Below are 24,504 nucleotides of genomic sequence, written 5' to 3'. Positions count from 1 at the left end.
AGAGCATCTGACTGTTAATCAGGGTGTCGACGGTTCGAGTCCGCCTGCCGGAGTTTTAAATGACTAATGAGCATTCACGTTAGTGATTAACATAATTGTTATGACCCGTTGGTCAAGTGGTTAAGACACCGCCCTTTCACGGCGGTAACATGGGTTCAAATCCCGTACGGGTCATTGAATATGCTGATTTAGCTCAGTTGGTAGAGCAACGGTATCGTAAACCGTGGGTCACAGGTTCGACTCCTGCAATCAGCATGAAAAAACGTTCATAAATGTTTATAAGCCTTGATATAAGGCTTTTTTTGTTTGTAAAATAACGTTAATATCAGGTAAAATTCAAAATCTTGACACACTGCTGACACATTGAATTCTTCAATGTGTCAGAAAGAAAAAAATAATTAATAAAAACGTTGATATATCAAGGAAGAATAGCATAATCCAATGTGTCAGAGATGAATAAAGACGAAAATAGCGAGCAAACTGCTCGCTATTTTTTGTTATTAAAATCTTTAATCAATGGAATTAAATCTTTTGAAATCGTATCAAGATCACTGTAATTAAGTTTATACATTGTTTTAATTAATTCAACTGTTGAAGGTGGTAGTTCAGAAAAGGTATTCGCAATATCATCGCCAACAAGCTTTCCTAACTGAATACCTAATGCTTTACATATATTCAGTAATTTATTGAGGCTGATATTGCTGATGCGTCCAGTTTCTAATTTGGAAATAAAGTTAAGTGAAAGGTTACTTTTTTCAGCCAATTTTTCTTGTGATAATTTTTGTTTTATTCGATAATACCTGATTTCATTTCCGATATTTAAATTTTCATACATATAAGTTTATATCTCCAAAAATGTATTTTATAACTAAATCATAGAGATATTCACACTTGGTTACTATGTAACAAAATAATATATTTTAAATAATTATTAATATTTTAATCGAAAAGTGATACAATTTTCATTGGTAAATTTTTATAAATGGTTAAAAAGAAAAGATTGTTATTATGAAAAAGTTTAAAAAGATAATTGTTCCATTGTTGGTTGTTTTATGTATTCCATTGTTTTTAGCTGGATGCGGATCAAAAGAAACATTTGCTGATAGTGCACAAAATAAAAATGGAGAAATTTGGTTTGCATTGAACGGTAACACCGTCGAAAACATCTTTTACGTTCAAAAGAATTCAATAACGAGTTATGAAATTGGAAACCACAAATTATCATTTTTTACTGGAAAAAATAATTCAGAAGTTTTATCAGAAACCAAAAAAATTGGTTCTGATAAAGTTGGTTCATCTGAAGCAGAACCATATACAGTTAAATTAATTACTGATGATAACTCAAAAGTCTTAAAAGAAAAAGTTTACGCTGGAGGTACATCAGAAGATGATGAACTTTTCACATTAGAAAATCCGAACGTTAAAGTTAAGGTAAACGGCAAATTTTATTATGGATATAATGCAAATGCCGACGGAGACAAAGGTAAGTTAATTTCCAACTCAGGAAAACAAGTTACTTTTGACAATGATAAAACAAATAACGTTGAACAAGTAAATCAAGAAAATGATTAATAGTTTTAAAGGTGTTTTATTATAAATGCCTTTTTTATTTATATTGAACTCGAATTGACCAATTTCCCACAGATGACTATACTTTAAATATTATTAAGTTTATTTATGGAAGGAATTTAAAATTGACTCCAATTAAGTCGCAAAAAACATTTTTAGGACACCCGCGCGGACTGGCAACCTTATTCTTCACTGAAATGTGGGAACGGTTTAGTTACTATGGCATGCGGGCAATTCTGCTGTTTTATATGTTTTATTCGGTAACGGAAGGCGGATTGGGCTTTAGTAAAGCGACGGCCGCATCGATCATGTCGATTTACGGGGCGCTAGTTTATCTGACAAGTGTTCTTGGCGGGTTTATGAGTGATCGCCTGTGGGGCAGTCGGAAAACGGTTTTGATCGGTGGAATTTTAATCATGCTTGGGCATATCGTTTTAGCAACGCCATACGGCAAAGACGCGTTGTTTATTTCGATCATTCTGATCACTTTTGGAACTGGGATGTTAAAACCCAACGTTTCTGAAATGGTTGGCAGCCTGTATGATAAGGATGATTATCGCCGGGAAGCCGGATTTAATATTTTTGTATTTGGAATTAACGTGGGGGCCTTTATTGCGCCAATTATTGTGGGGTACATTGGGCAAACGTATAATTTTCATATCGGCTTTTCACTTGCCGCAATTGGAATGTTTTTTGGACTTGTTCAGTATTCGATCGATGGCAAGCTGTACTTATCGCCTGACAGCATGTTTCCGAATGATCCGCTTGAACCGGAAGAAGTTCGCGGACTGATCAAAAAGGGGATTGCGTGGGTTATTGGGATCGTTTTGACTTGCGTAATTATGATCGAATTTAATCTGTTTAATATTGGCAACGTGATCCTTGTATTGTCGATCCTTTCAATTGGAATTCCGATTTATTACTTTGTTGTAATGCTGACCAGTCAAAAAGTAACGGTGAACGAACGTAAGCGGGTCGTAGCCTACCTTCCATTATTTTTAGCTGCGATTGTCTTCTGGATCATTGAAGAGCAGGGATCAGTTACTTTGGCGATTTTTGCTGAAGAACAGACTAAATTGACGGTGTTGGGTCATTCATTTCCAGCAAGCTGGTTTCAAAGCATGAATCCGCTGTTCATTATGCTGTACGTTCCATGCTTTGCTTGGCTGTGGAGTAAGTTAAAGAATCGTCAACCATCGTCAGCAACCAAATTTTCATTGGGATTATTTTTTGCGGGAATTTCGTTCTTATGGATGATGCTTCCGGGAATGCTTTACGGGACTCACACAAAAGTTTCGCCTCTTTGGCTGGTCATGAGTTGGGCGTTGGTCATTATTGGGGAAATGTTGATTTCACCGATTGGACTTTCAACGACCACTAAATTGGCTCCACAAGCATTTCGGTCACAAATGATGAGCATGTGGTTCTTAACGGATGCGGTCGCGCAGGCGATCAACTCGCAGATCGTAAAGTTTTACAATCAGGCAACCGAGATTCATTACTTTGGAATCATTGGGGGAGTAACGATTATTTTAGGATTGATCTTGCTGATGATTGCTCCGAGAATTAAGCGATTGATCGCATCAAACTAAAAAAATAATTTTTTTGAAAAAAGTCCTTGCAATTTTTCTAAATTGCATGTATGATAATTAAGTCGGATGTGATAAGGCATTTGATTTAATTGAATATGGAGGGGTAGCGAAGTCTGGCTAAACGCGGCGGACTGTAAATCCGCTCCTTCGGGTTCGGTGGTTCGAATCCACTCCCCTCCATCATCTTATTGGGGTATAGCCAAGCGGTAAGGCAACGGTTTTTGGTACCGTGATGCGCTGGTTCGAATCCAGCTACCCCAATTTTTTTATTGGGTAAAAGATTGTGCAAGGGCACAACCTTTTTTGTATTAACCGGATAAACGAATAATATTTAGTGATATACTAATGGTATAAATTTTAAAGGAATGGATTTAAGGATGAGCTCTCCAATTTATATTCGAATTCATAATGATTTAAAGGAATCAATTGAAAAAGGCAAGTGGCAGGTCGGCGATCGGATTCCAGCGGAACGGGAATTGGCTGAAAAATATGGCGTTAGCCGAATGACTTTGCGCCAAGCAGTCCAAACGCTGGTTGATGAAGGAATTCTTGAACGCCGGGTCGGTTCTGGAACGTTCGTTGCCCGGAAAAAAGTTCAGGAAAAGATGTCAGGGACAACGAGTTTTACCCAGCTGATGGAAAATCAGGGAAAGACGCCTTCAAGTAAGACAATTTCGTATCAGGTAACGACCCCATCGTTAAGTGAGCAGGAACACCTGAAACTTAGTGATCACGATAACATTTTACGAATGGAACGGATTCGGTATGCAGATGAAATTCCGATTTGCTTTGAAGTTGCAACGTTACCATATTCGCTAGTTAAAAATTATCAACGAGCGCAAATTACCCGGTCGTTATACCAAACGTTACAGGAACACGGGCTTGAGATTGGGCATGCCCAACAGACGGTTTCGGCATCAAGCGCATCGGAAAAGATTGCTGATTATTTGAAAATCAAACGGGGAGCACCGATTCTAAAGCTACGCCAAATTACTAAACTGACAACGGGATTACCGTTTGAATATGTGCGAACAGAATATGCCGGCGAACGGTTTGAATTTTACTTAGAGAAATAAAAAATAAGGCTGAGGCCTTATTTTTTTTGCTTGAATTTTTGCCGATAAACGCGGAATAAATAACGCGGCAAAGCTAACATCCGTTTAAAGCGGGTCGGTTCTTGGATCAGCCGGAAGAGCCATTCAATGTGATGATTGATCCAAAATTCAGGGGCCCGTTGAACGTTGCCGGTCAAAACGTCGAAACTGCCGCCGACGCCCATCCAAATTGAATTGGCAACGGACCGGTGATGGGCAATGAAAAAGTCTTGTTTTGGAAACCCTAACGCAACAAAAACAAAATCCGGTTGGGCTTGCTGAATTTCGCGAACGATGGGGACTTCATCATTAAAATAGCCGTCATGCATTCCGGCAATGATTAAATGCGGGTATTTTTCCTCAATTACATTTTTCAATGCGGTGATTACCGCTGGCTTACCGCCTAAAAAGTAAACTTTCTTTTGATTTTGATCAGCAGATCGTAACAATGCTTGCATGGTATCAAAGCCGGTTACCCGTTCGGCAAGCGGGGTGCCCAGAATCTGCGCACCTTTCACAATCCCAATTCCATCCGCAGTAACGTAATCAGCATGGTTGATGATCTGCTGGTAATTAGGATCGCGGGTGGCTGCCAGAACGATTTCAGGGTTAGCCGTAACGACAAACCGGTTAAGGTGTTGCTGGTTATCGGCAATCAGTTGGTGAACCAATTCTTTCTGGGTAAAATTATCAAATTCAATTCCAAGAATATTGACCTTTGAACGCGTCATGATCTTCCTCGTTTCTGCTTTGTTTATTTCATTATAGAACAAACTATTTTGCGGTGGGAACCCGAAAAGTGATAAAATATAAGCACTATTATGTATCTAGTAAATTACGATCTTAAAGAGGAATATCATGATTAATAAATATGCAGACGACAGCTTAGCACTTCATACTGATGCGTATGAATTGAATATGATTGAAACGTATTGGCGTGAAGGGATTGCCGATCGGAATGCAATCTTTGAAGTTTATTTTCGCGATTTGCCGTTTCAAAACGGGTATGCCATTTATGCCGGATTGGAACGTGTAATTCAATATATCCAAAACCTGCACTTTTCAGAGTCTGACCTTCAGTACTTAAAAGAAGAGATGGGTTATCAGGATGATTTTATTGAATACTTACGGAATTTCAAAATTCGGTTAAGTATTCGGTCAATGGTCGAGGGAGAAATCGTATTTAATAATGAACCGTTGATGCAGATTGAAGGCCCATTAGCGGATTGTCAGTTAGTGGAAACCGCAATCTTGAATATTATCAATTATCAAACGTTGATTGCGACCAAAGCTGCCCGGATTCGGTCAGTTGTCGGGGATGATCCCTTACTTGAATTCGGCAGTCGGCGGGCCCAGGAAATGGATGCCGCCATTTGGGGAACGCGCGCAGCTTACATTGGCGGCTTTGATGCAACCAGCAACTTGCGGGCAAGTAAGATTTTTGGGATTCCAGCAAGCGGAACCCATGCCCATGCATTAGTGCAAGCATATCAAAATGACTATGAAGCATTTAAAGCATATGCTGAAACGCATCATGATTGTGTCTTTTTGGTTGATACTTACGACACATTACGTTCCGGCGTTCCGAATGCGATTAGGGTTGCGAAGGAAATGGGCGATCGCATCAACTTTTTAGGGGTGCGGATCGATTCTGGCGATATGGCATACATTTCAAAGTGTGTGCGCAAGCAGCTTGATGCAGCCGGTTTCCCGGATGCTAAAATCTATGCTTCAAATGATCTTGATGAAAAAACGATCATGAACTTGAAAATGCAGCATGCCAAAATTGACGTTTGGGGTGTCGGCACGAAACTGATCACGGCGTATGATCAACCAGCTTTAGGTGCAGTTTACAAAATGGTCGCCATTGAAAATGCGACAGGTCAAATGGAAGACACCATTAAAATTTCAAGTAACGTTAATAAGGTGTCAACTCCAGGAAAGAAGCAGGTTTGGCGGATCACCCGGAAAGATTCCGGTAAATCAGAAGGCGATTACGTTGCCCTTTATAATGAAAAGCCGCAACAACGAAAGTCGCTGTTGATGTTCCACCCGCAATATACGTATATCAATAAGCAGGTCACAAACTTTAATGCGCGGCCATTGCTGACGGAAATTTTCAAAGACGGCGAATTAGTCTATGATCAGCCAAGTTTACAAGAAATCAAGCAGTACGCTGAACAGCACCTTGAAAGTTTGTGGGAAGAATATAAGCGGTTATTGAACCCGCAAGATTATCCCGTTGATCTTTCAAAGAAGTGCTATGATAACAAGATGAAAATTATTCAAACCATTCGGGAAACGAATAACCAAAAGCCGCTTCCGAATGATATTTAATAAGTGGAGTGAGAGAAATGCGTGAATTACAAGCAAAAATCATTGAAACGTTAAAGGTTCAACCGCAAATCGATCCGGAAAAGGAAATTCGCCGGTCAATTGACTTTTTAAAGGCATACTTGAAGAAAAATTCATTTTTAAAGACCCTTGTCTTGGGAATTTCAGGTGGCCAAGATTCAACGCTTGCTGGAAAGTTAAGCCAAATGGCAATTACGGAAATGCGGGAAGAAACGGGCGACCAAGATTATCAATTTATCGCGGTGCGGCTTCCATACGGTGATCAAGCCGATGAACAAGATGCAATGGATGCCATTGAATTTATGAATGCTGATCAAACTGTGCGGGTCAACATTAAGGAAGCTGCTGACGCAATGGTCAAGGCGGTTGAATCCAACCAAATCGAAGTCAGCGACTTTAATAAGGGCAACATCAAGGCGCGGCAACGGATGATCGCACAGTATGCAATTGCCGGGGCTAATCACGGTGCAGTGGTTGGCACAGACCACGCAGCTGAAGCAATCACCGGTTTCTATACGAAATACGGAGATGGCGGTGCTGATATCACCCCGTTATGGCGGTTAGACAAGCGTCAGGGCAAGCAAATGCTTGAAGTTTTGCATGCGCCAAAGCACTTATATGAAAAAACGCCAACAGCTGACCTTGAAGATAACCGGCCGGCTTTGCCTGACGAAGTAGCGTTAGGGGTAACGTATAACGATATTGATGATTATCTGGAAGGAAAACCGGTTGATGATCACAATGCGGAAATCATTGAAAACTGGTATGTGAAGACGGAACACAAGCGGCACATGCCAATCAACGTTTATGACGAATTTTGGAAATAGGGTGAAAAAATGCGACGGGTAAATGTTAACCAATATTTAGGTGTGATCAACAATGTATTAGACAGCACCCAAAAGATGAGTGCGAAGATGGATCCGTACTTCAATATTTTTCGAAGTGCATTGAATGATGATGAAGAAATCGAAGCCGAAGACTATCAAGCTACGCAGGAAAGTTTTGGCGAAGGCGTTAAGCAATATCAAACGAACTTAACGACCTTAGAAAAGGCGCAAGCTCCGGCCCAGTTGATTGGGGTTCATAAGAACCTGATTGCTCATTACCGGGAATTTGTAAAGGGCTGCGAAGCAATGAATGCCAGCATTGATTATCAAGGCTACCAAGTTGACCGGGAACAATTTGATGTAGCTGAAAAGGCACAGGAAACGGCAATGGATAAAGTTAACCGGAGTGTCCAAAAAATCATCCGGGGACTCCATTTGGCATAGTTTAAGGGTGAAAAAGCAGGGAGGCTGCGACGTGGGTCACAACCTCTTTTTAATTTTAAAGGAGGAGAAAGATGGAACAGCAATATCTTGAAATTACAGCACATCAACTGCCACAATTGCGGCCGCATCAAATCAAAGAAACATTAAAATTGCTTGAAGATGGGAATACGGTTCCGTTTATTGCCCGGTACCGGAAAGAAATGACGGGCAGTCTTGATGAAGTCCAGCTGCGCGAAATTCAAAAAACATACGATCAGGTTGCCAAAATTGAAAAACGCAAAGCCGATATTATTAGCAAAATTGACGAACAGGGGAAATTAACCGCAACGTTGAAGGCCAAAATCAACCAAGCGGATAACATGCAGCTGCTGGAAGACCTGTATTTGCCATACAAGCAAAAACGGAAAACGAAGGCGCAAATTGCTAAGGATGCGGGGTTAGAACCGCTTGCCCGGTATGTTTTAGGCTTTAATTCCGGGATTGAAGCTGAAGCGGCAAAATATTTGAATCTGGAAAAGGAGATCATGACGGTCGATGATGCTCTTCAAGGCGTTCATGAAATTATTGCGGAAGCATTTGGCGAAAACGTCCAGTTACGGGACTGGGTTCGGCAAAACACGTTAAAACACGGGAAAATTGTTTCAAAGGTCAAAGACGAAGAAGCTGATGAAAAGGGTGTTTATCAGCTGTATTATGACTTTGAACAGCCAATCAGTAAGATGGCCTCCCATCAGACGTTAGCCCTTGACCGTGGTGAAAAAGAAAATATTATTCGGGTAAAGGTTGAGCTCGATGAGCAATTTGTATTACGGTATTTTCACTCCCGGTTTATCGGCAGTCGTCAAGGCGAAGCAGCCCCCATCATTGAAAATGCATATACGGATGCTTATCGGCGGTTCATCCGGCCGGCAATTGAACGTGAAATCCGGAAACAATTAACGGCAAAAGCCGATGAAAAGGCGATCAATGTGTTTGGTGATAATCTGTATCATTTGCTGATGCAGGCGCCGTTAAAAGGTAAAACGGTTCTTGGATTGGATCCTGCGTTCAGAACGGGCTGCAAGCTGGCAGTGATCGATTCGACTGGGAAGTTCTTAGCGAAAGCCGTAATTTACCCGCATGAAAAAGCGAAGGGCCAAAAGCCGAATCCGAAGTTGCAGGCAGAAGCCAAGGAGAAACTCAAGGCCTTAATTAACGATTATCACGTTGAAATGGTTGCGATTGGAAACGGAACTGCCAGTCGGGAATCTGAAGCGTTTGTTGCTGAAGTTTTAAAAGAGATTTCAATGCCGGTTTACTACGTGATCGTCAATGAGGCGGGGGCTTCGGTTTACTCCGCAAGTCAAATCGCCCGGGACGAATTTCCCGACTTTAACGTTGAAGAGCGGTCAGCAGTCAGTATCGCCCGGCGGCTCCAAGATCCATTAGCTGAATTGATTAAAATTGATCCGAAATCAATTGGGGTTGGTCAATATCAACACGACCTGCCAGAAAAGGAACTGGATAATAAACTGAGCCAGGTAATTGAAACGGGCGTTAACCAGGTAGGGGTTAATTTAAACACTGCCAGTCCGCAACTATTAGAACATATTTCAGGATTGAATAAGTCGATTGCCAAAAATATCGTGAAATACCGTGATGAAAACGGCAAGTTTAAGACGCGGAAGGAATTACTGAACGTTCCGCGGCTTGGAAATAAGGCATATGAACAATCAGCTGGTTTCTTACGGATCGTGAACGGGACGAATCCATTGGATAATACCGACATTCACCCTGAAAGCTATGCGGTTGCCGAAAAGCTTTTAGCGGCTAATCAGGCAGCACAGGATGAGATTGGAACGGCTAAGTTGAATCAAAAATTAAAACGGTTTGATCAAAAGCAGTTTGCGGCGGAAAACCAAATTGGCGAAGCCACGTTGGCGGACATTGTTTCAAGTTTAGAAAAGCCGGGACGTGATTTCCGGGATACGATGCCAATGCCGCTTCTGCGTTCGGATACGTTTCACCTTGAAGATTTGAAACCGGGAATGCAGCTTCAAGGAACGGTCCGGAATGTTGTTGATTTCGGCGTTTTTGTGGATATTGGCGTTAAGCAGGACGGGCTAGTGCATATTTCGAAGTTAAGTGATTCATACGTTGCGAACCCGCGGGATGTGGTTGCTGTTGGGGATATCGTTGATGTTTGGGTCGATAGTGTTGATGAAAAACGCGGCCGAATCCAATTGTCAATGGTTGCGCCAGCGGAACAGAAGGTCGAAAAATGACTGATCAAGAACTGCAACGGTTAATTGAACGGATTTCGATTGAAGCATTCCAGGTTCCGTTTCGCCATACTGCAAGCTTTAATTCCCGGTTGCGGTCAACTGGTGGGCGATATATGTTGGAAACTCACAATATTGAAATCAATCCGCATATCGCAACCGATTACCCGCCCGAAATTTTGATCGGGGTAATTAAGCATGAACTGTGTCATTATCACTTGCATTTGAATCACCGCGGTTACCAACACCGTGATCATGATTTTAAAGTTTTACTGCAAAAGGTTGGCGGGAGCCGGTATTCACCATCCAGTTTACGGCCTAATCCGCAAATCGTGTATGAGTGCCGGCAATGCCATAAACGGTATTATCGCCAGCGGCATTTTAATGTCCAGAAGTACCATTGTTCACGGTGTGGCGGTCATTTGAAATTAATTTCAAAATAATTAAAAAAAGATATTGCGTCTGATAATTTTGTCTGTTATAATTATTTCTGTTGTCGCGGGTATGGCGGAATTGGCAGACGCGTCAGACTAAGGATCTGGTGAGCATTGCGCTCGTGATGGTTCGAATCCATTTACCCGCATAAAGGTGAGCTGAGGTATTAGGCCTCAGCTTTTTTTTACCTAAAAACACAAATATTTTGCATTCATTTCCTTTCAGGAGTATCTTAGATTAAGATTTTAAATTAGGTGTATATCTGCTTGAAGGGTAATGAGAAAAAAGAATTTTGAGGTGAACATAATGTCAGTTGGTGTTAAATTAACAGCCAGTGCAGGGTATTTACCTGAACGGGTCGTTACAAATGATGAATTAAGTAAAATTATGGATACTTCTGATGAATGGATTCAAGCTCATACAGGAATCAAAACTCGTCATTATGCAATTGATGAAGATTCATCTGAAATGGCAACCAAGGTTGCGGAAAAGCTTTTGCAACAGGCGCATGTTGCTCCGGAAGAAATTGATTTGATCATCGTTTCAACAATTTCACCGGATGCATTGACGCCATCAACCGCTGCCCTTGTTCAAAAGAATATTGGGGCGAAAAAAGCCTTTGCCTATGACTTGTCAGCAGCCTGTGCCGGATTTATCTTCGGTTACAGTACCGCAGATAAGTTTCTTCACAGTCCGCAGTACAATAAAGCAATTGTGATCAGTGTTGAAAATAACTCAAAGATGATGGACTTTACGGACCGGACATCGGCTGTTTTCTTCGGCGATGGGGCTGCCGGCGCATTGTTAGAAAAGAAGGAAGATGCAACGGATTCACTGCTTGCTGAAAAAATGCGGGCCGATGGCAACATGGAAGCCGTCAACAGCGGTCGAATCAAGCCGATTTCAGATGTTAAGGCTGAAAATTATCCGCAAGCAAAAGCGTTTTATCAAGATGGCCCGGCCGTGTTTAATTTTGTAACGACAACGGTTATTGACCACATGAAAGATTTTTTAAATGAAAATCAGATCGATCCGCAAGAAATTGATTTAGTGATTCCTCACCAAGCAAATTTACGGTTGCTTGAAAAGATTTCCGAAGGATTAAATATTCCATTTGAAAAGTTTGCCGTCAACGTTGATCACGCTGGGAATACTTCTTCAGTGGGAATTCCGTTGGCATTAAGCGAGCAGCTGGCAAATGGAAAGCGACCAAAGAAAGCATTATTGACGGGCTTTGGTGCAGGATTAGTTTACGGCAGTTTATTGTTAGATTTAAGTGATTACTAAAAAAGATTGTGCGAAAAAATCGCACAATCTTTTTTTAGTATCCGTAATTTCCGGTTGTTCCTGCACCTGTTCCGGTTCCCGTACCGGTTGCTCCAGCAGTCCGCCCATAGTTGCCGCCGGTTGCATTTCCCGTTGCCGCGCCGGTTCCAGTCCCTGCTGTTTGATTAGCAGTTCCGGTGCCTGCACCGGTCCCCGTTCCGTATCCTTGAGTTTGGGTCCGAGGAGAAGCCGTTGTTGTTTGGTTTCCATAACCTGTTCCGGTTCCGTAACCAGTCCCAACATTTCCCGTTGCTGAGCCGTATCCGTTACCGGTTGAAGTGGTGTCTGTGGTTGAATCATCATCACTGCTGCCATCACCTTCAAGTTGGCTGAGTGAGTCTTTTTCAAAGTTATAATCCGAATCTTTTAATCTTAATTGGTGCCGAATTTCATTTGAAATCTTCCGTTTTTCAGCGGCAGTTGCGACTTGGTATGATAAGCCGCTTAACATTTCGGTATGCCCTTGAAGGACTCGCGATGAAACGTGTTTGCCGGCATCCTTGTAATATGATTCGATCATCATTAAATCATCATATGAAAGGTCAGTCTTCAAGCTTCCTTGGATCGCATTGATCGTTTTGTTGTATTTCGTTAATGAAGAAGCGGACATTGCCTTTTTGATGATGGCCGTTAAAATTTGTTTTTGCCGTTTTTGCCGGCCGTAATCTCCTTGAGGGTCGTCATCCCGCATCCGTGAATACGATAATGCTTGTTTACCATCAAGTTTGACGGTTTTCCCTTTTGTAACTGAAACATTTTGGTATGAGAACGTCAATGGTGGGGTAACGGTTACGCCGCCAAGATCGTCGATCACTTTAACTAAGCCGCCCATGTTGATCAGCATATAGAAGTTGATCGGGATATCAAGCGTCTTTTCAACGGTCTTGACCGCCAAATCGGTTCCGCCGTATGTATAAGCCGAGTTGATCTTGTCATACTCGTTATTTGAACCTGAAATATGAACGGCCGTATCCCGCGGAATACTTGTCATGGTGATTTTTTCCGTTTGCGGATTGACGGTCATTACGATCATCGTATCGGTCCGCCCCTTAAACGTTCGTCCAAGATCACCGGTATCGGTTCCCATCAGCAAGACTGAAAACGGCTTTTTATCCTTCAAAACTTGGGAAATTGTTTGATCTTTGCCCGTTGGTGAATAAGCCTTGGACATTGCTGTTCGCGTATGATTTAAGATGTTCAGGGCAAATGCGCCAATTCCATAGAATCCAATCAGTAACACAACTAAGCAAATCGCGCAGATCTTCTTGCGGAGACTTTGTTTCGCCCGGTTCCGCTTATGATATTCTTCGGTTCGTGAAGGAATTTCATCATATAATGATGAATCTTCGCGTTTGTTATTATCCATATTGACTCCTTAATTTTATCTTCAAAATTTTACATTTCAATTTTATTTTTCGCTTATCTATTGAATTATACCAAAAAAAATAATTGAAAAGTTGAATAAATTGCGAATTTAATAAATGGAGGGATGATAATGATAAAAAGACTAATAATTAGTGGTGTCACCGCATTATTATTACTATGCGGGGCGGAAAAAGTTCACGCTTCAAGTTATTACTGGGCGCCAAAGACGAAGATTAATGACGTTGAGGTAACGGTTTCGGCTGGTCCGGAAATTGAATTGCCAAGTGCAGTGAATCATGATTTTGAAAAGAGCGAAGATAATTTAGAAAACGAACAAAACGACAATCCAATCATTCGTGAAGCCCGAAAATACCTTGGAGTGCCATATGTTTGGGGCGGGACCACCCCGCACGGGTTTGATTGTTCAGGCCTTGTTCAATATGTATATGCGCATTGCGGGAAGCAGTTGCCGCGGGTGACGACCCAACAGGAACATTGCGGCAAAAAGATTCCGCTCGATCAAGCCCACCCAGGAGATTTATATTTCTGGGGATTTCCGGGACAGACGTATCACGTTGCAATTGCGTGCGGAAACGGGAAGTTTATTCAGGCCCCTGCGCCAGGTCAATCCGTAATGGTTTCGGATGTCCAATTTTTCCGGCCGGATTTCGCAATTCGGCTTGATTAAAATTCTTTCTGCTTTATCGTCCGGAGGGATTTTGATATGATAAAAATTGGTTAAAAAGCGTAAGAAGGTGAACTAATGGTTAAGTTAGTTTTACTCCGCCACGGACAGAGTATTGCGAATCAAAAAAATGAATATACCGGATGGTCAGATGTTCCGTTGACAGCGTTAGGGGAGGCGCAAGCCCACTCGGCCGGTCGGCTTTTGCGTGAAGAAGGAATCCAATTCAGCGATGTTCATACGTCGGTTTTAGTGCGGGTAATTAAAACCGCTAATATTGTTTTAGATGAAATCGATCAATTATGGATCCCGGAACATAAAACTTGGCGGTTGAATGAACGGCACTATGGCGCGTTACGGGGATTAAATAAGGATTATACCCGTCAAATTTATGGAAAGAAGCAGGTTGCGCTTTGGCGGCGGTCGTACTATTCGGTTCCGCCAGAATTAAAGAAATTTGATGATGATCGGCGGTATGCAAGCGTTCCGCATGATTTGCTGCCGTTATCTGAAAGTTTGGAAATGGCTTCAGCCCGCATTATTCCATACTGGGTCGATGAAATTGCTCCCCGCCTTAAAGCAGGGAAAAATCAGCTGGTTGTCGCTCACGGAAGTTCCTTACGGGCATTGTTAAAATACTTGGAACGCATCAGTGATGAAGGCATTGATGGGGTTGAAGTTTATAATGGTGAACCAATTGTTTATACGTTAGATGATCAAACCCTTGAAGTTTTGGATAAGAAAGTTTTGTCATACGAAAAAAAATCTGCCAATTAGGCAGATTTTTTATTTTGGATTGAATTAATTATTAAGCCAATGCACCCATTGGATCCCATGGGGCAAGAACAGTTGGTTCTTCCTTCAAGATTTCTTGAAGGTCCTTTGGCAAGTATTTCTTGTTAACAACGATTTGGTAGCAGAATTCTTCCATCCAGTCATCGCTCATTACGAAGAATCCTTTTTCGCCGACCTTATCGCCCCATGAATTTTCAACTTTCCATTTTGTTGGTTGACCATCAACCAAATCGACGCCGGTCAATACCATGGCGTGGGTCATCATGCTTTCGCCGTAGTCAAGCCGTTCAGCCTTTGACATTGAAAAGTCAACATCGAAAAGTTCGTCTTGGTGGTAAAGGTTCGTGTCCATGATTCCTTTCTTCCGGTCGGATTCTTGACCAACATCTGAACCGAACCAAACACTTTCACCATGTTTAAGTTGTTCGATGGCAACTTTGCGGAAGGTTTGCATATCAAGGTTCAAGTGGCGAACTTGCCGGCCGCCTAAAACATTTCCAAGCATTTCAACCGTGTACATGTGGTTGAATGGTTTGTCAGCGGTTGGGGCATTGATAATTGAAACGTAATCGTCTAAGTTCCAACCAACGTATTTCTTGAAGAATTCTTGCGGCGTAATGTTTTCGATCCGGTGATAGTTGTTCTCAGTATCACGGTATTCAAAATCAAAGTTTGCCGGTGGTTCACCGAATGTGTAAGCTAACATCCGGTAAATTTCGTTCAGCATTTTTTCCTTTGCTTTTTGAATATCAGCATCACTCTTGTTAGCGGCAACTAATTCACGCAATTCAACGGCATCTTTGCGAAGTTTAAGGTTGAGTTGCTTATTGATTTCCATTGAGTTTGATGAGTTGAATGTTTCCGGCATGACGGTTTGCGGAACGACCCCGTATTTTTGAATCAATGCGACTAACATGTCCCATTGACCACCATCTTGTTGCGGTGTTTGCATCAACCATGTAACTTTCCGGTCAGAAGTTGGTAATTCAGCGGTTTGCAAGACATTTTCAAGGAAGTAGTTTGATTTTTCAAGCTTGTCCCAGAAAAAGGTATAGTTTTGTGAAAGTTCAAAGTCGTCTTTCATGTGCAACTTTTCGCGCATTGAGTGCCGCATTGTGTTTAAAGCAGCAAACATCCAGCAGCGGCCTGACCGTTTTTGATCAGCAACCTTGCCGGTGTCAATGTCGATTGAAAAGACCCGGTCCATTGCGACTTCTGAACGGTAGTCGGCACTGACACTTAAAATTCCGTTTTTAGTAACGGCACGTTCATTAACTTCGTGACCTTCATGCTTATCAAGGTCAGCTTGGAAATTTTGTAATTGTTCTTGACTAATTGCTTTACTCATAAATATTCACCTCAAAATTAACGTTTAACCTGAATTACTTCTGGACCATCTTGCCGGCCAACGATTACCGTGTTGACCATGTCAAGGAACAAACCTTGTTCAACCACTCCGACTTGGCTGATCAAATATTTTGCCAATGTGTGGGGGTGATCGATTTCATGCAAGTAAAGGTCGATGACATAGTTATTTGAATCGGTCCGGACGCGTTCATTTGTTTGCGGGTCGATTCTGAATTTCGGGTTAAGGCCTTTCTTTTCAAACCGTTCAAACACTTTTTGACTACCATATGGAATGACTTCAACCGGAAGCGGGAATGAGCCTAACTTTGGTGAAAGCTTGCTTTCATCAACGATCCACATTACTTTATCCGAATTGATCGCAACGATTTTTTCAAAAAGCAATGCGGCACCGCCACCCTTGATTCCTTGAAAATCAGAACTGATTTCATCTGAGCCGTCGATCGTTAAGTCGATGTGGTCAACTTCATCAACGGACTTTAACGGAATTCCAAGGCTCTTAGCTTGTTGGGCTGTCCGTTCGGAAGTTGTTACCCCGGTAATGTGCAGGCCTTCTTCTTGAACGCGCTTGCCCAAAGCATCAACCATGTATTTAACGGTTGTTCCGGTTCCAAGTCCAAGAATCATGTTATCTTTGACAAATTCGACTGATTTTTCTCCAACGAGTTTTTTAAGTTGATTTTGATCCATCAGTAATCCTCCTTTTAAATTGAGTGAAGTGGTTTGGCTAAATATGAATTAAATTCAGGATGGTGGTTGAAAAATTCAAGGGCTTCAGGCCAAAGCGGGATAATTTGCAAATCATCGGCTTTAAAGTGCTGAATAACGTCCTGAATTAATTTAATTTTCAAACTTTGGTCATCTTTGACCCACACCCGTTCAATAACATAGAGGGATGAAGGTGAAAAATGACGGAATCCAAGGTTAGCGATCATTTCATCGTTCTCTTGGTAAATCAGTTCGTTTTCATTCCAAATTGCTTCCATAATTAAACCTCCACTTACCATAAAGTTTAGCATATTCGGGCTAATAAAGTTATCCATATTCAAGTTTTTAATGGTATGATTAATAAATAAGAATGAGCAGAGGAGAATTACTATGAATCGTGGTTTTGAAGTTGTTTCACGTTATCAAAATGCGGGCTTGACGTTGCCTCAACGAGCAACCCAGCATGCTGCCGGCTATGACTTTTGTGCGGCCGAAGATTTTGTTCTTCCAAGCATTTGGAAATTGAACTTTGTTAAAATCTTTAAAGCATTACGGGAGCAAAAGCCCCTTACTGATCAAGATTATGAAGATGCTAATCATGTTTTGAAACCATATCTTGTTCCAACGGGCATCAAAGCTTACATGGGTGATGATGAATTTTTGATGTTGGCGAACCGTTCAAGTTCACCATTAAAGCGCGGTATCGTTCTTCCTAACGGGGTTGGAATCGTGGATGCCGATTATTACGGCAATGCAAATAACGAAGGCGAGATCTTCTTCCAATTAGTGAATTTCGGGGTCCGCGATCAAGTGATCAAAAAGGGTGAACGGCTTGGTCAGGGAATCTTTATTCCATATTTAACAAGTGATAATGAACAAGCTCCGCAAATGAAACGGACCGGGGGCTTTGGTTCATCAGGAAAATAATAGGATGATTGAAAATGGCAAAAACAAAAACACAGTATGTATGTCAGGAATGCGGGTACGTTTCACCCCGTTATCTTGGGCGGTGTCCGAATTGCGGGGCATGGAATTCATTAATTGAAGAGGTTAAAGAACAACCATCAGCAATTAAGCAGAAGCCTCACATGACATTTGCGGGCAACGAAGTTAAACCCCAGTTGATTGATGAGGTTTCAACTTCGGAAACGCCGCGGGTCAAAACGCAATATGAAGAATTTAACCGGGTGCTTGGCGGCGGCGTGGTTCCGGGCTCCCTTGTGCTGATTGGCGGGGATCCCGGGATTGGAAAGTCAACGTTGCTGTTGCAGGTTTCCGGACAGTTGGCTCAAACGCAAAAGGTCCTGTATGTTTCAGGCGAAGAAAGTGCAGTTCAGATCAAATTACGGGCTAACCGGCTGGGCGTTGGCGGCAGTAACTTTTATCTGTATCCAGAAACAAATATGGACCGTATTCGGCAAAACATTGAAGAATTAAAACCGGATTACGTTATTATTGATTCGGTTCAAACCATGCAGGAACCGGAAATGACTTCGGCAGTCGGCAGCGTTGCCCAAATTCGTGAAGTAACATCCGATTTGATGAAAATTGCGAAAACGAACGGCGTAACCGTCTTCGTTGTTGGTCACGTTACCAAGGGCGGAGCGATTGCCGGACCGAAAATTTTGGAACACATGGTTGACACGGTGCTTTACTTTGAAGGCGACCAGCACCGGGCTTACCGGATTTTACGGGCAGTCAAAAACCGGTTTGGTTCGACAAACGAAATTGGAATTTTTGAAATGAAGCAGGGCGGCTTGGTTGAAGTTGCGAACCCATCTGAAGTTTTTCTTGAAGAGCGGTTACGCGGCGCAACGGGTTCCTCAGTAGTGGTTTCACTTGAAGGAACGCGCCCGATTTTAGTTGAGATCCAAGCTCTGGTAACTCCAACGGCTTTTGGAAATGCCAAACGAACAACAACAGGGCTTGATCACAACCGCGTGGCCTTGATCATGGCGGTTCTTGAAAAGCGGGCGGGCTTGCTGTTGCAAAATCAGGATGCGTATTTGAAAGCGGCCGGCGGAGTGAAACTCGATGAACCAGCGATTGACCTTTCGATTGCGGTCAGTATTGTTTCCAGCTACCGTGATGCAGAAACGTCGCCGACAGATTGCTTCATCGGGGAACTCGGATTAACGGGGGAAGTTCGGCGGGTCAACCGCATCGAACAACGGGTTGCTGAAGCCGCCAAACTGGGTTTCAAACGTGTTTTTATTCCGAAAAACAATCTTGATGGTTGGCAGATTCCGGCCAATATTCAAGTTGTCGGCGTTCAAACCCTTGCAGAAACATTAAAGATGGTTTTTAGATAGGAAGAAGGTGAGATTATGCGGAAAAAGTTGATTCGCATTGCATTAATGATTTTAGGAATCGGTGCCGGGTACTCATTTTTACCAGCACTTTGGGCAATGTTTCATGTTCATAATCCGTGGCTTGCAAATGCCCCGATGGACATGCTGATTGGATTGATCGCCTTTACGTTGCTTTCATTTTTGCTTGTTGATCCATTTGACCGGATAATCGATCGGATTGAAAAGAATTTACTGCACCAGCAAACGGATAGCCTGATTTCAGAAGTAATTGCAATTATTTTAGCGTTGATTCTCGGTTTTTTGATCACGACCCCATTGACGCGGTCCCATTCGCTTTTCGTGAATGCCTTTTTGCCAATTGCGATTTTAATTTTATTTGGGTATCTCGGCTTTGTGGTCGGACGCTCCCGGACACTTGAATTCCGGAATCTTTTTAATCGCAAAAAGAAGGAAAAGAATTCACCGGATGGAACGGTTCTGGAACGTAAGGCCGGACAGAATTTCTATCACTATAAATTACTGGATACCAATATTTTGATCGATGGACGGATCTATGATCTGGCCAAAACCGGTTTTCTTGAAGGAACCCTGGTCGTTCCCAACTTTGTATTATATGAACTTCAGTATATCGCTGATTCCGGTGATAGTATCAAGCGGGTTCGCGGCCGGCGCGGCTTGGACATTTTGAATAAATTACGGGCTGAAAAAATTGTCCCGATCGAAATGTATGATGGGGACTTTGATGATATTCAAGAAGTTGATAGTAAATTGATCAAACTGGCGAAACTGATGGACGCTGAAATCATTACGAACGATTATAATTTGAACAAGGTCAGCGAGTTTCAAAACGTGCGGGTCTTGAATATCAATCAGTTAGCGAAGTCATTGAAACCGCGGGTCATTCCGGGTGAAAAATTACAGGTCACGATCATCAAAAATGGAACTGAACGGCAACAGGGAGTTGCATACCTTGACGATGGAACGATGATTGTGGTTGAAGACGGAAAATTCTTCATGAATAAAATGGTCGAAGTTGAAGTTACAAGTGCAATTCAAACGGATGCCGGCCGAATGATCTTTGCGAAGTTGGCTCATTCCAAACGCGAACTGAATGAAAAAAATGATAATTAATGGTGAAGCATTTATTTTTTTAAGATTTCATTGTAAAATTAAACGGTAAATATTTATAAATAAGAACGGCAAAGCGTGATTGCGGTTTGTTGCAGCTTTAGATAAAAATAACAAGGAAGAGGCGCTATTAATGGCTAAGAATAAAGTCAGAGTGCGTTACGCACCAAGTCCAACAGGACACTTACACATTGGAAATGCTCGAACAGCATTGTTTAACTATCTTTTTGCTCGGCATAACAAAGGAACTTTCGTTTTACGGATCGAAGACACCGATACAAAGCGGAACGTTGCCGATGGCGAAAAGAGCCAAATGGAAAACTTAAAGTGGCTTGGAATCGACTGGGATGAAGGTCCAGACAAGCCAGGCAAGTATGGTCCATACCGTCAATCAGAACGGAAAGACATTTATCAGCCATTAATTCAAGAATTGCTTGATAAGGGCTTAGCATATGAATCATACATGACCGAAGAAGAACTTGAAAAGCAACGTGAAGAACAAAAAGCACGTGGCGAAGCTCCGCGGTATGTTTATGAATATGAAGGAATGTCAGATGACGAAATCAAGGCAAGCCAAGAAGCTGCACGGGCAAAAGGCATCAAGCCGGTTATTCGGATTCACGTTCCGCACAACAAGACATATGAATGGGATGACATTGTAAAGGGCCACATCAGTTTCCAATCAGACACGATCGGCGGCGACTTTGTCATTCAAAAGCGGGACGGAATGCCAACTTACAACTTTGCGGTTGTTGTTGACGATCACATGATGGAAATCACCCACGTTTTGCGGGGTGACGACCACGTTGCTAATACACCAAAGCAATTGGTTGTTTACGAAGCCTTTGGATGGGAAGCTCCTCAATTTGGTCACATGTCATTGATCATTAATTCAGAAACCGGGAAGAAGTTAAGTAAGCGGGATGAAACGGTTCTTCAATTTATCGAACAATACCGTTCACTTGGTTACTTACCAGACGCAATGTTTAACTTCATTACATTGTTAGGCTGGTCACCAGTTGGCGAATCAGAAATTTTTAACCAACGGGAATTTATCAAGATGTTTGATCCAAACCGGTTAAGCAAGTCACCGGCTGCCTTTGACATTAAGAAACTTGAATGGATCAACAACCAATACGTCAAGGCTGCAAACTCAGACGTAATTGCTGATTCAGCATTGAAGCAATTGATTAAAGCGGGTAAGGTTGAAGAAAACCCAGACACAATGAAGATCGAATGGGCACGTCAATTGACAAGCTTATACAAACAACAAATGTCATACACGGGTCAAATCGTTGAAATGGCTGATGTTTTCTTCAGTGAACCAGACAAGCTGGATGATGCTGCTAAGGAAGAACTTGCAGTTGAAACGGCACCGGTTGTGTTAAAAGAATTTGCAGAACGCGTAAAGAAGCTGCCAATTTTTGATGCAACTGAAATTCAAAACACGATCAAAGCAATTCAAAAGGAAACCAAGATTCGCGGACGGCAATTATACATGCCGATTCGAATTGCCACAACGCGCGCAATGCACGGTCCGGACCTCGCACCATCAATTGAATTGCTTGGACGGGAAAAGGCATTGAAGCACCTTGAACAAACATTAAAGGAAATTGGTGCTTAATGAAGGCAAATATTTGATAAAAGAGGGCGGACGTTGGTCACCCTCTTTTGTGTACAGGAGAGCAAAATGCAGATTTACAATACATTAACTAATCAAAAAGAAGAATTTAAGCCGGTTCACCCGGGCAAGGTCATGATGTATGTTTGTGGACCGACCGTTTACAACTACATTCATATCGGTAATGCCCGGAGCGTGGTTGCGTTTGATACTATTCGCCGGTATTTAGAATATAAGGGATTTGATGTTCAGTATGTTTCAAACTTCACGGATGTTGATGATAAGCTGATCAAGGCAAGTCAGGAAACCGGAATGACAGTCCCTGAATTAGCAGATAAATACATCAAAGCATTTTATGAAGATATTAATGCGTTAAACGTTGAACGGGCAACGTTAAATCCGCGCGTAATGGAAAATATGGATGATATCATTGCGTTTATTGACGAATTAGTTCAAAAAGACGCTGCTTATGTTGTTGACGGCGATGTGTACTTCAAGACTCGCGAGTTTAAGACTTACGGGAAACTTTCAGGTCAATCAATCAACGACCTTGAACAGGGAGCAAGCGAACGGGTAACGGATGAAGAACAAGCCAAAAAGCATGATCCGCTTGACTTCGCTCTTTGGAAAAAGGCCAAACCGGGTGAGATTGCCTGGGATTCACCGTGGGGAAAGGGCCGTCCTGGATGGCATATTGAATGCTCGGTGATGGCAACTAAGTATCTTGAAGACACGATCGATATTCATGCTGGCGGAGTTGACCTTGAATTCCCGCACCATGAAAATGAAATTGCCCAAAGCGAATCCAAGACAGGACATAAATTTGTTAATTACTGGATGCATAACGGGTTTGTAACGATCGGCAAGGAAAACGAAAAGATGAGCAAGTCGCTGGGGAACTTTGTCACGGTTCATGACCTGGTAAAGAAGGCCGATCCGCAAGTAATTCGGTTCTTTATGGCAACAACGCATTATCGGCGGCCAGTTCAATATACGGTAGAAAACCTTGCCGAAGCCAAGACCAATCTTGAAAAGTTGACAACGGCTTACCGAAATCTCGATTACCGGATGAAGGATGCCGGTGAAATTTCAGCTGATGAAGCGGTTCAGCGGCAATTCGAACAATTAGTCAGCGACTATGAAACGGCAATGGACGATGATTTTAATGTTCAAAATGCAATGACTTCGCTTTATGAATTTGCTAAGTTAATGAACGTTTACGCTGAAAAGGAGCAGGTTTCAAAGAAACTTGCCAAGGCAATGTTGACGAAGTTTGAAGCATTGACCCAGATTATCGGAATCAAGATGCCGAAGCAGGAATTATTGGACGAAGAAATTGAAAAGTTGATTCAAGAACGAACCGAAGCCCGGGCAAATAAGGACTATGCCCGCAGTGATGAAATTCGGGATGAATTGAAGTGCCAAGGAATCATTCTTGAAGATACTGCGCAAGGAACACGGTGGAGAAGAGAATAATGGCAATTGCAGATTATAATCAGATGAACGGAATCGCCCTCGCTTATATCGGCGACGCAATTTATGAAGTATATGTCCGGCAGCATTTGCTTCAAAAGGGACTTACCAAACCAACTAAGTTGCACCATATTGCAACCCGGTATGTTTCGGCAAAGGCCCAAGCGTTTTTGGTCGGACGAATGGAAGATCAGCACCTTCTGACAGAAGAAGAACAAGAGTATTTTAAGCGCGGCCGGAATGCGAAAAGTCATACATCAGCGAAGAACACATCGGTAATGACTTATCGGATCTCGACGGGGTTTGAAGCCCTTTTCGGCTACTTATATTTAAGTGAACAAAAGGACCGGTTGGATGAAATTGCAGCATGGTGTATTAAAACGGTTGAGGAGGAGAATTTAAGTGGCTCAAAGTAATACAAATGATATGGTGATCGGGCGGCATCCAGCCATGGCAGCGCTCAAGTCGGGGCAGACGATCAATAAGGTGTTTGTCCAGGCGGAATCGAATTCAGATGCCATCGCTGAGATCGTGACCCGGGCGAAACAAAAGGGAATCATTGTTTCCCAAGTTCCGAAAACGAAATTGGATCAACTGAGTAATAATCAGAATCACCAAGGCGTTGTTTTGACGGTTTCGCCATTTGAATACGCAACGGTTGATGATTTATTTGCGCGGGCCGCCAAGCGCAATGAAGATCCGCTTTTCTTGATTCTTGATGGGATCGAAGACCCGCACAATTTAGGATCGATTTTACGGACCGCGGATGCAGCCGGTATTCATGGAATTATTATCCCCAAGCGCCGAGCGGTTCAACTGACGTCAACGGTTGCGAAGACTTCAACCGGCGCCATTGAATACGTTCCAGTAGCGCGGGTTACCAATTTAGTTCAAACCGTAAAGCAGTTAAAGGAACGCGGAGTATGGGTCTTTGGAACGGATATGAAAGGCCAAGATTTCCGGAAGTGGAGTGCTAAGGGACCGACGGCAATGGTCATTGGAAATGAAGGAAAGGGAATTTCACCGCTTTTGAAAAAGGAATGTGATGAAATGCTGACGATCCCGATGGTTGGGCATGTTCAAAGTTTAAACGCCAGTGTGGCTGCTAGTTTATTGATGTATCAAGCATTTTCGTCGCGAGGAGAATAA

The 24,504-nt window shown here is 42.4% G+C and carries 24 protein-coding genes and 5 tRNA genes; 23 read left to right on the top strand and 6 right to left on the bottom strand.

Features of this window, described 5'->3' with window-relative positions:
• Positions 1–102: 102 nt before the first annotated feature.
• Both FC33_RS01280 and FC33_RS01275 read left to right on the top strand, forming a co-directional pair.
• Positions 103–174: transfer RNA gene (locus FC33_RS01280), tRNA-Glu, on the top strand.
• A gap of 8 nt (positions 175–182) precedes the next feature.
• Positions 183–255 (top strand) — tRNA-Thr (locus FC33_RS01275).
• Positions 256–487: 232 nt separating this feature from the next.
• Here the strand turns inward: FC33_RS01275 and FC33_RS01270 are convergent.
• Positions 488–835 carry a helix-turn-helix domain-containing protein gene (locus tag FC33_RS01270; RefSeq protein ID WP_057826812.1) on the bottom strand — a complete coding sequence of 116 codons (348 nt, stop codon included), beginning with the start codon at positions 833–835 and terminating at the stop codon, positions 488–490.
• Positions 836–1,008: 173 nt separating this feature from the next.
• On the opposite strand from FC33_RS01270, the gene FC33_RS01265 reads away from it, so the two are divergent.
• The 5 genes from FC33_RS01265 to FC33_RS01245 all read left to right on the top strand — a co-directional run bounded on the left by FC33_RS01265 (position 1,009) and on the right by FC33_RS01245 (position 4,237).
• Positions 1,009–1,572: a hypothetical protein gene (locus FC33_RS01265; RefSeq protein ID WP_057826811.1), complete on the top strand. Its 564-nt coding sequence runs from the start codon at positions 1,009–1,011 to the stop codon at positions 1,570–1,572.
• A 131-nt stretch (positions 1,573–1,703) separates the two neighbouring features.
• Positions 1,704–3,161 (top strand): peptide MFS transporter, encoded by a 1,458-nt coding sequence (locus FC33_RS01260; protein WP_057826816.1) that lies wholly within the window; start codon positions 1,704–1,706, stop codon positions 3,159–3,161.
• Between the two features lie 97 nt (positions 3,162–3,258).
• Positions 3,259–3,341, top strand: a tRNA-Tyr gene (locus tag FC33_RS01255).
• A gap of 9 nt (positions 3,342–3,350) precedes the next feature.
• Positions 3,351–3,422 (top strand) — tRNA-Gln (locus FC33_RS01250).
• A gap of 116 nt (positions 3,423–3,538) precedes the next feature.
• A complete protein-coding gene (locus FC33_RS01245) occupies positions 3,539–4,237 on the top strand; it encodes a GntR family transcriptional regulator (protein ID WP_057826810.1) in 699 nt (232 codons plus the stop codon).
• Between the two features lie 17 nt (positions 4,238–4,254).
• Here FC33_RS01245 and FC33_RS01240 read toward each other — a convergent pair whose 3' ends face one another.
• On the bottom strand, positions 4,255–4,986 hold the full coding sequence (locus FC33_RS01240) for a WecB/TagA/CpsF family glycosyltransferase (protein WP_057826809.1): 732 nt from the start codon (positions 4,984–4,986) through the stop codon (positions 4,255–4,257).
• 127 nt (positions 4,987–5,113) lie between these two features.
• Here FC33_RS01240 and FC33_RS01235 point away from each other — a divergent pair, with 127 nt between their 5' ends.
• From FC33_RS01235 to FC33_RS01205, 7 genes are all read left to right on the top strand, one after another.
• Positions 5,114–6,592, top strand: a complete 1,479-nt coding sequence (locus FC33_RS01235; RefSeq protein WP_057826808.1) for a nicotinate phosphoribosyltransferase — start codon at positions 5,114–5,116, stop codon at positions 6,590–6,592.
• A 17-nt stretch (positions 6,593–6,609) separates the two neighbouring features.
• Complete coding sequence (gene nadE / locus FC33_RS01230; protein WP_057826807.1) at positions 6,610–7,437, top strand: ammonia-dependent NAD(+) synthetase; 828 nt, start codon at positions 6,610–6,612, stop codon at positions 7,435–7,437.
• 9 nt (positions 7,438–7,446) lie between these two features.
• Entirely contained in the window at positions 7,447–7,881 is a 435-nt protein-coding gene (locus tag FC33_RS01225) for a hypothetical protein (RefSeq protein WP_057826806.1), read from the top strand.
• A 71-nt stretch (positions 7,882–7,952) separates the two neighbouring features.
• On the top strand, positions 7,953–10,145 hold the full coding sequence (locus tag FC33_RS01220) for a Tex family protein (protein ID WP_057826805.1): 2,193 nt from the start codon (positions 7,953–7,955) through the stop codon (positions 10,143–10,145).
• Entirely contained in the window at positions 10,142–10,585 is a 444-nt protein-coding gene (locus FC33_RS01215; RefSeq protein ID WP_057826804.1) for a SprT family protein, read from the top strand. Before FC33_RS01220 ends, FC33_RS01215 begins: the two co-directional genes overlap by 4 nt.
• A 55-nt stretch (positions 10,586–10,640) precedes the next feature.
• A tRNA-Leu gene (locus FC33_RS01210) sits at positions 10,641–10,725 on the top strand.
• 158 nt (positions 10,726–10,883) lie between these two features.
• A complete protein-coding gene (locus tag FC33_RS01205; RefSeq protein WP_057826803.1) occupies positions 10,884–11,864 on the top strand; it encodes a beta-ketoacyl-ACP synthase III in 981 nt (326 codons plus the stop codon).
• 34 nt (positions 11,865–11,898) lie between these two features.
• On the opposite strand, the gene FC33_RS01200 is transcribed toward FC33_RS01205, so the two are convergent.
• Positions 11,899–13,269, bottom strand: a complete 1,371-nt coding sequence (locus FC33_RS01200) for an LCP family glycopolymer transferase (protein WP_081037011.1) — start codon at positions 13,267–13,269, stop codon at positions 11,899–11,901.
• A gap of 129 nt (positions 13,270–13,398) precedes the next feature.
• On the opposite strand from FC33_RS01200, the gene FC33_RS01195 reads away from it, so the two are divergent.
• The gene (locus FC33_RS01195) at positions 13,399–13,956 is read left to right on the top strand and encodes a C40 family peptidase (protein ID WP_057826802.1); all 558 of its coding nucleotides are present in this window, start codon (positions 13,399–13,401) and stop codon (positions 13,954–13,956) included.
• 75 nt (positions 13,957–14,031) lie between these two features.
• Positions 14,032–14,730: a 2,3-bisphosphoglycerate-dependent phosphoglycerate mutase gene (locus FC33_RS01190; RefSeq protein ID WP_057826801.1), complete on the top strand. Its 699-nt coding sequence runs from the start codon at positions 14,032–14,034 to the stop codon at positions 14,728–14,730.
• Positions 14,731–14,761: 31 nt separating this feature from the next.
• On the opposite strand, the gene FC33_RS01185 is transcribed toward FC33_RS01190, so the two are convergent.
• Genes FC33_RS01185 through FC33_RS01175 form a run of 3 tightly spaced genes read right to left on the bottom strand, consistent with a single transcriptional unit; the run spans position 14,762 to position 17,099 of the window.
• The gene (locus FC33_RS01185; RefSeq protein ID WP_057826800.1) at positions 14,762–16,096 is read right to left on the bottom strand and encodes a C1 family peptidase; all 1,335 of its coding nucleotides are present in this window, start codon (positions 16,094–16,096) and stop codon (positions 14,762–14,764) included.
• Between the two features lie 17 nt (positions 16,097–16,113).
• The gene (gene rpiA, locus FC33_RS01180) at positions 16,114–16,803 is read right to left on the bottom strand and encodes a ribose-5-phosphate isomerase RpiA (RefSeq protein ID WP_057826799.1); all 690 of its coding nucleotides are present in this window, start codon (positions 16,801–16,803) and stop codon (positions 16,114–16,116) included.
• A gap of 14 nt (positions 16,804–16,817) precedes the next feature.
• Complete coding sequence (locus tag FC33_RS01175) at positions 16,818–17,099, bottom strand: GNAT family protein (protein ID WP_057826798.1); 282 nt, start codon at positions 17,097–17,099, stop codon at positions 16,818–16,820.
• Between the two features lie 112 nt (positions 17,100–17,211).
• On the opposite strand from FC33_RS01175, the gene FC33_RS01170 reads away from it, so the two are divergent.
• The 7 genes from FC33_RS01170 (at position 17,212) to rlmB (ending at position 24,504) form a co-directional block, all read left to right on the top strand.
• Positions 17,212–17,748 carry a dCTP deaminase/dUTPase family protein gene (locus FC33_RS01170; protein ID WP_057826797.1) on the top strand — a complete coding sequence of 179 codons (537 nt, stop codon included), beginning with the start codon at positions 17,212–17,214 and terminating at the stop codon, positions 17,746–17,748.
• Between the two features lie 14 nt (positions 17,749–17,762).
• Positions 17,763–19,133 carry a DNA repair protein RadA gene (gene radA, locus FC33_RS01165; RefSeq protein ID WP_057826796.1) on the top strand — a complete coding sequence of 457 codons (1,371 nt, stop codon included), beginning with the start codon at positions 17,763–17,765 and terminating at the stop codon, positions 19,131–19,133.
• Between the two features lie 15 nt (positions 19,134–19,148).
• Positions 19,149–20,264, top strand: coding sequence for a PIN/TRAM domain-containing protein (locus FC33_RS01160; protein ID WP_057826795.1), 1,116 nt, complete (start codon positions 19,149–19,151; stop codon positions 20,262–20,264).
• A 130-nt stretch (positions 20,265–20,394) separates the two neighbouring features.
• Positions 20,395–21,885 (top strand): glutamate--tRNA ligase, encoded by a 1,491-nt coding sequence (gene gltX, locus FC33_RS01155; protein WP_057826794.1) that lies wholly within the window; start codon positions 20,395–20,397, stop codon positions 21,883–21,885.
• Positions 21,886–21,951: 66 nt separating this feature from the next.
• A complete protein-coding gene (gene cysS / locus FC33_RS01150) occupies positions 21,952–23,358 on the top strand; it encodes a cysteine--tRNA ligase (protein WP_057826793.1) in 1,407 nt (468 codons plus the stop codon).
• On the top strand, positions 23,358–23,771 hold the full coding sequence (locus tag FC33_RS01145; RefSeq protein ID WP_086427368.1) for a Mini-ribonuclease 3: 414 nt from the start codon (positions 23,358–23,360) through the stop codon (positions 23,769–23,771). Before cysS ends, FC33_RS01145 begins: the two co-directional genes overlap by 1 nt.
• A 10-nt stretch (positions 23,772–23,781) precedes the next feature.
• Positions 23,782–24,504, top strand: coding sequence for a 23S rRNA (guanosine(2251)-2'-O)-methyltransferase RlmB (gene rlmB / locus FC33_RS01140; protein WP_057826814.1), 723 nt, complete (start codon positions 23,782–23,784; stop codon positions 24,502–24,504).

Origin of the sequence: Ligilactobacillus aviarius subsp. aviarius DSM 20655, assembly GCF_001436315.1 — a bacterium.
Lineage (GTDB): Bacteria > Bacillota > Bacilli > Lactobacillales > Lactobacillaceae > Ligilactobacillus > Ligilactobacillus aviarius.
Note: the sequence above shows the minus strand (reverse complement) of the source record. Positions and strands in the feature narration are given on the sequence as shown.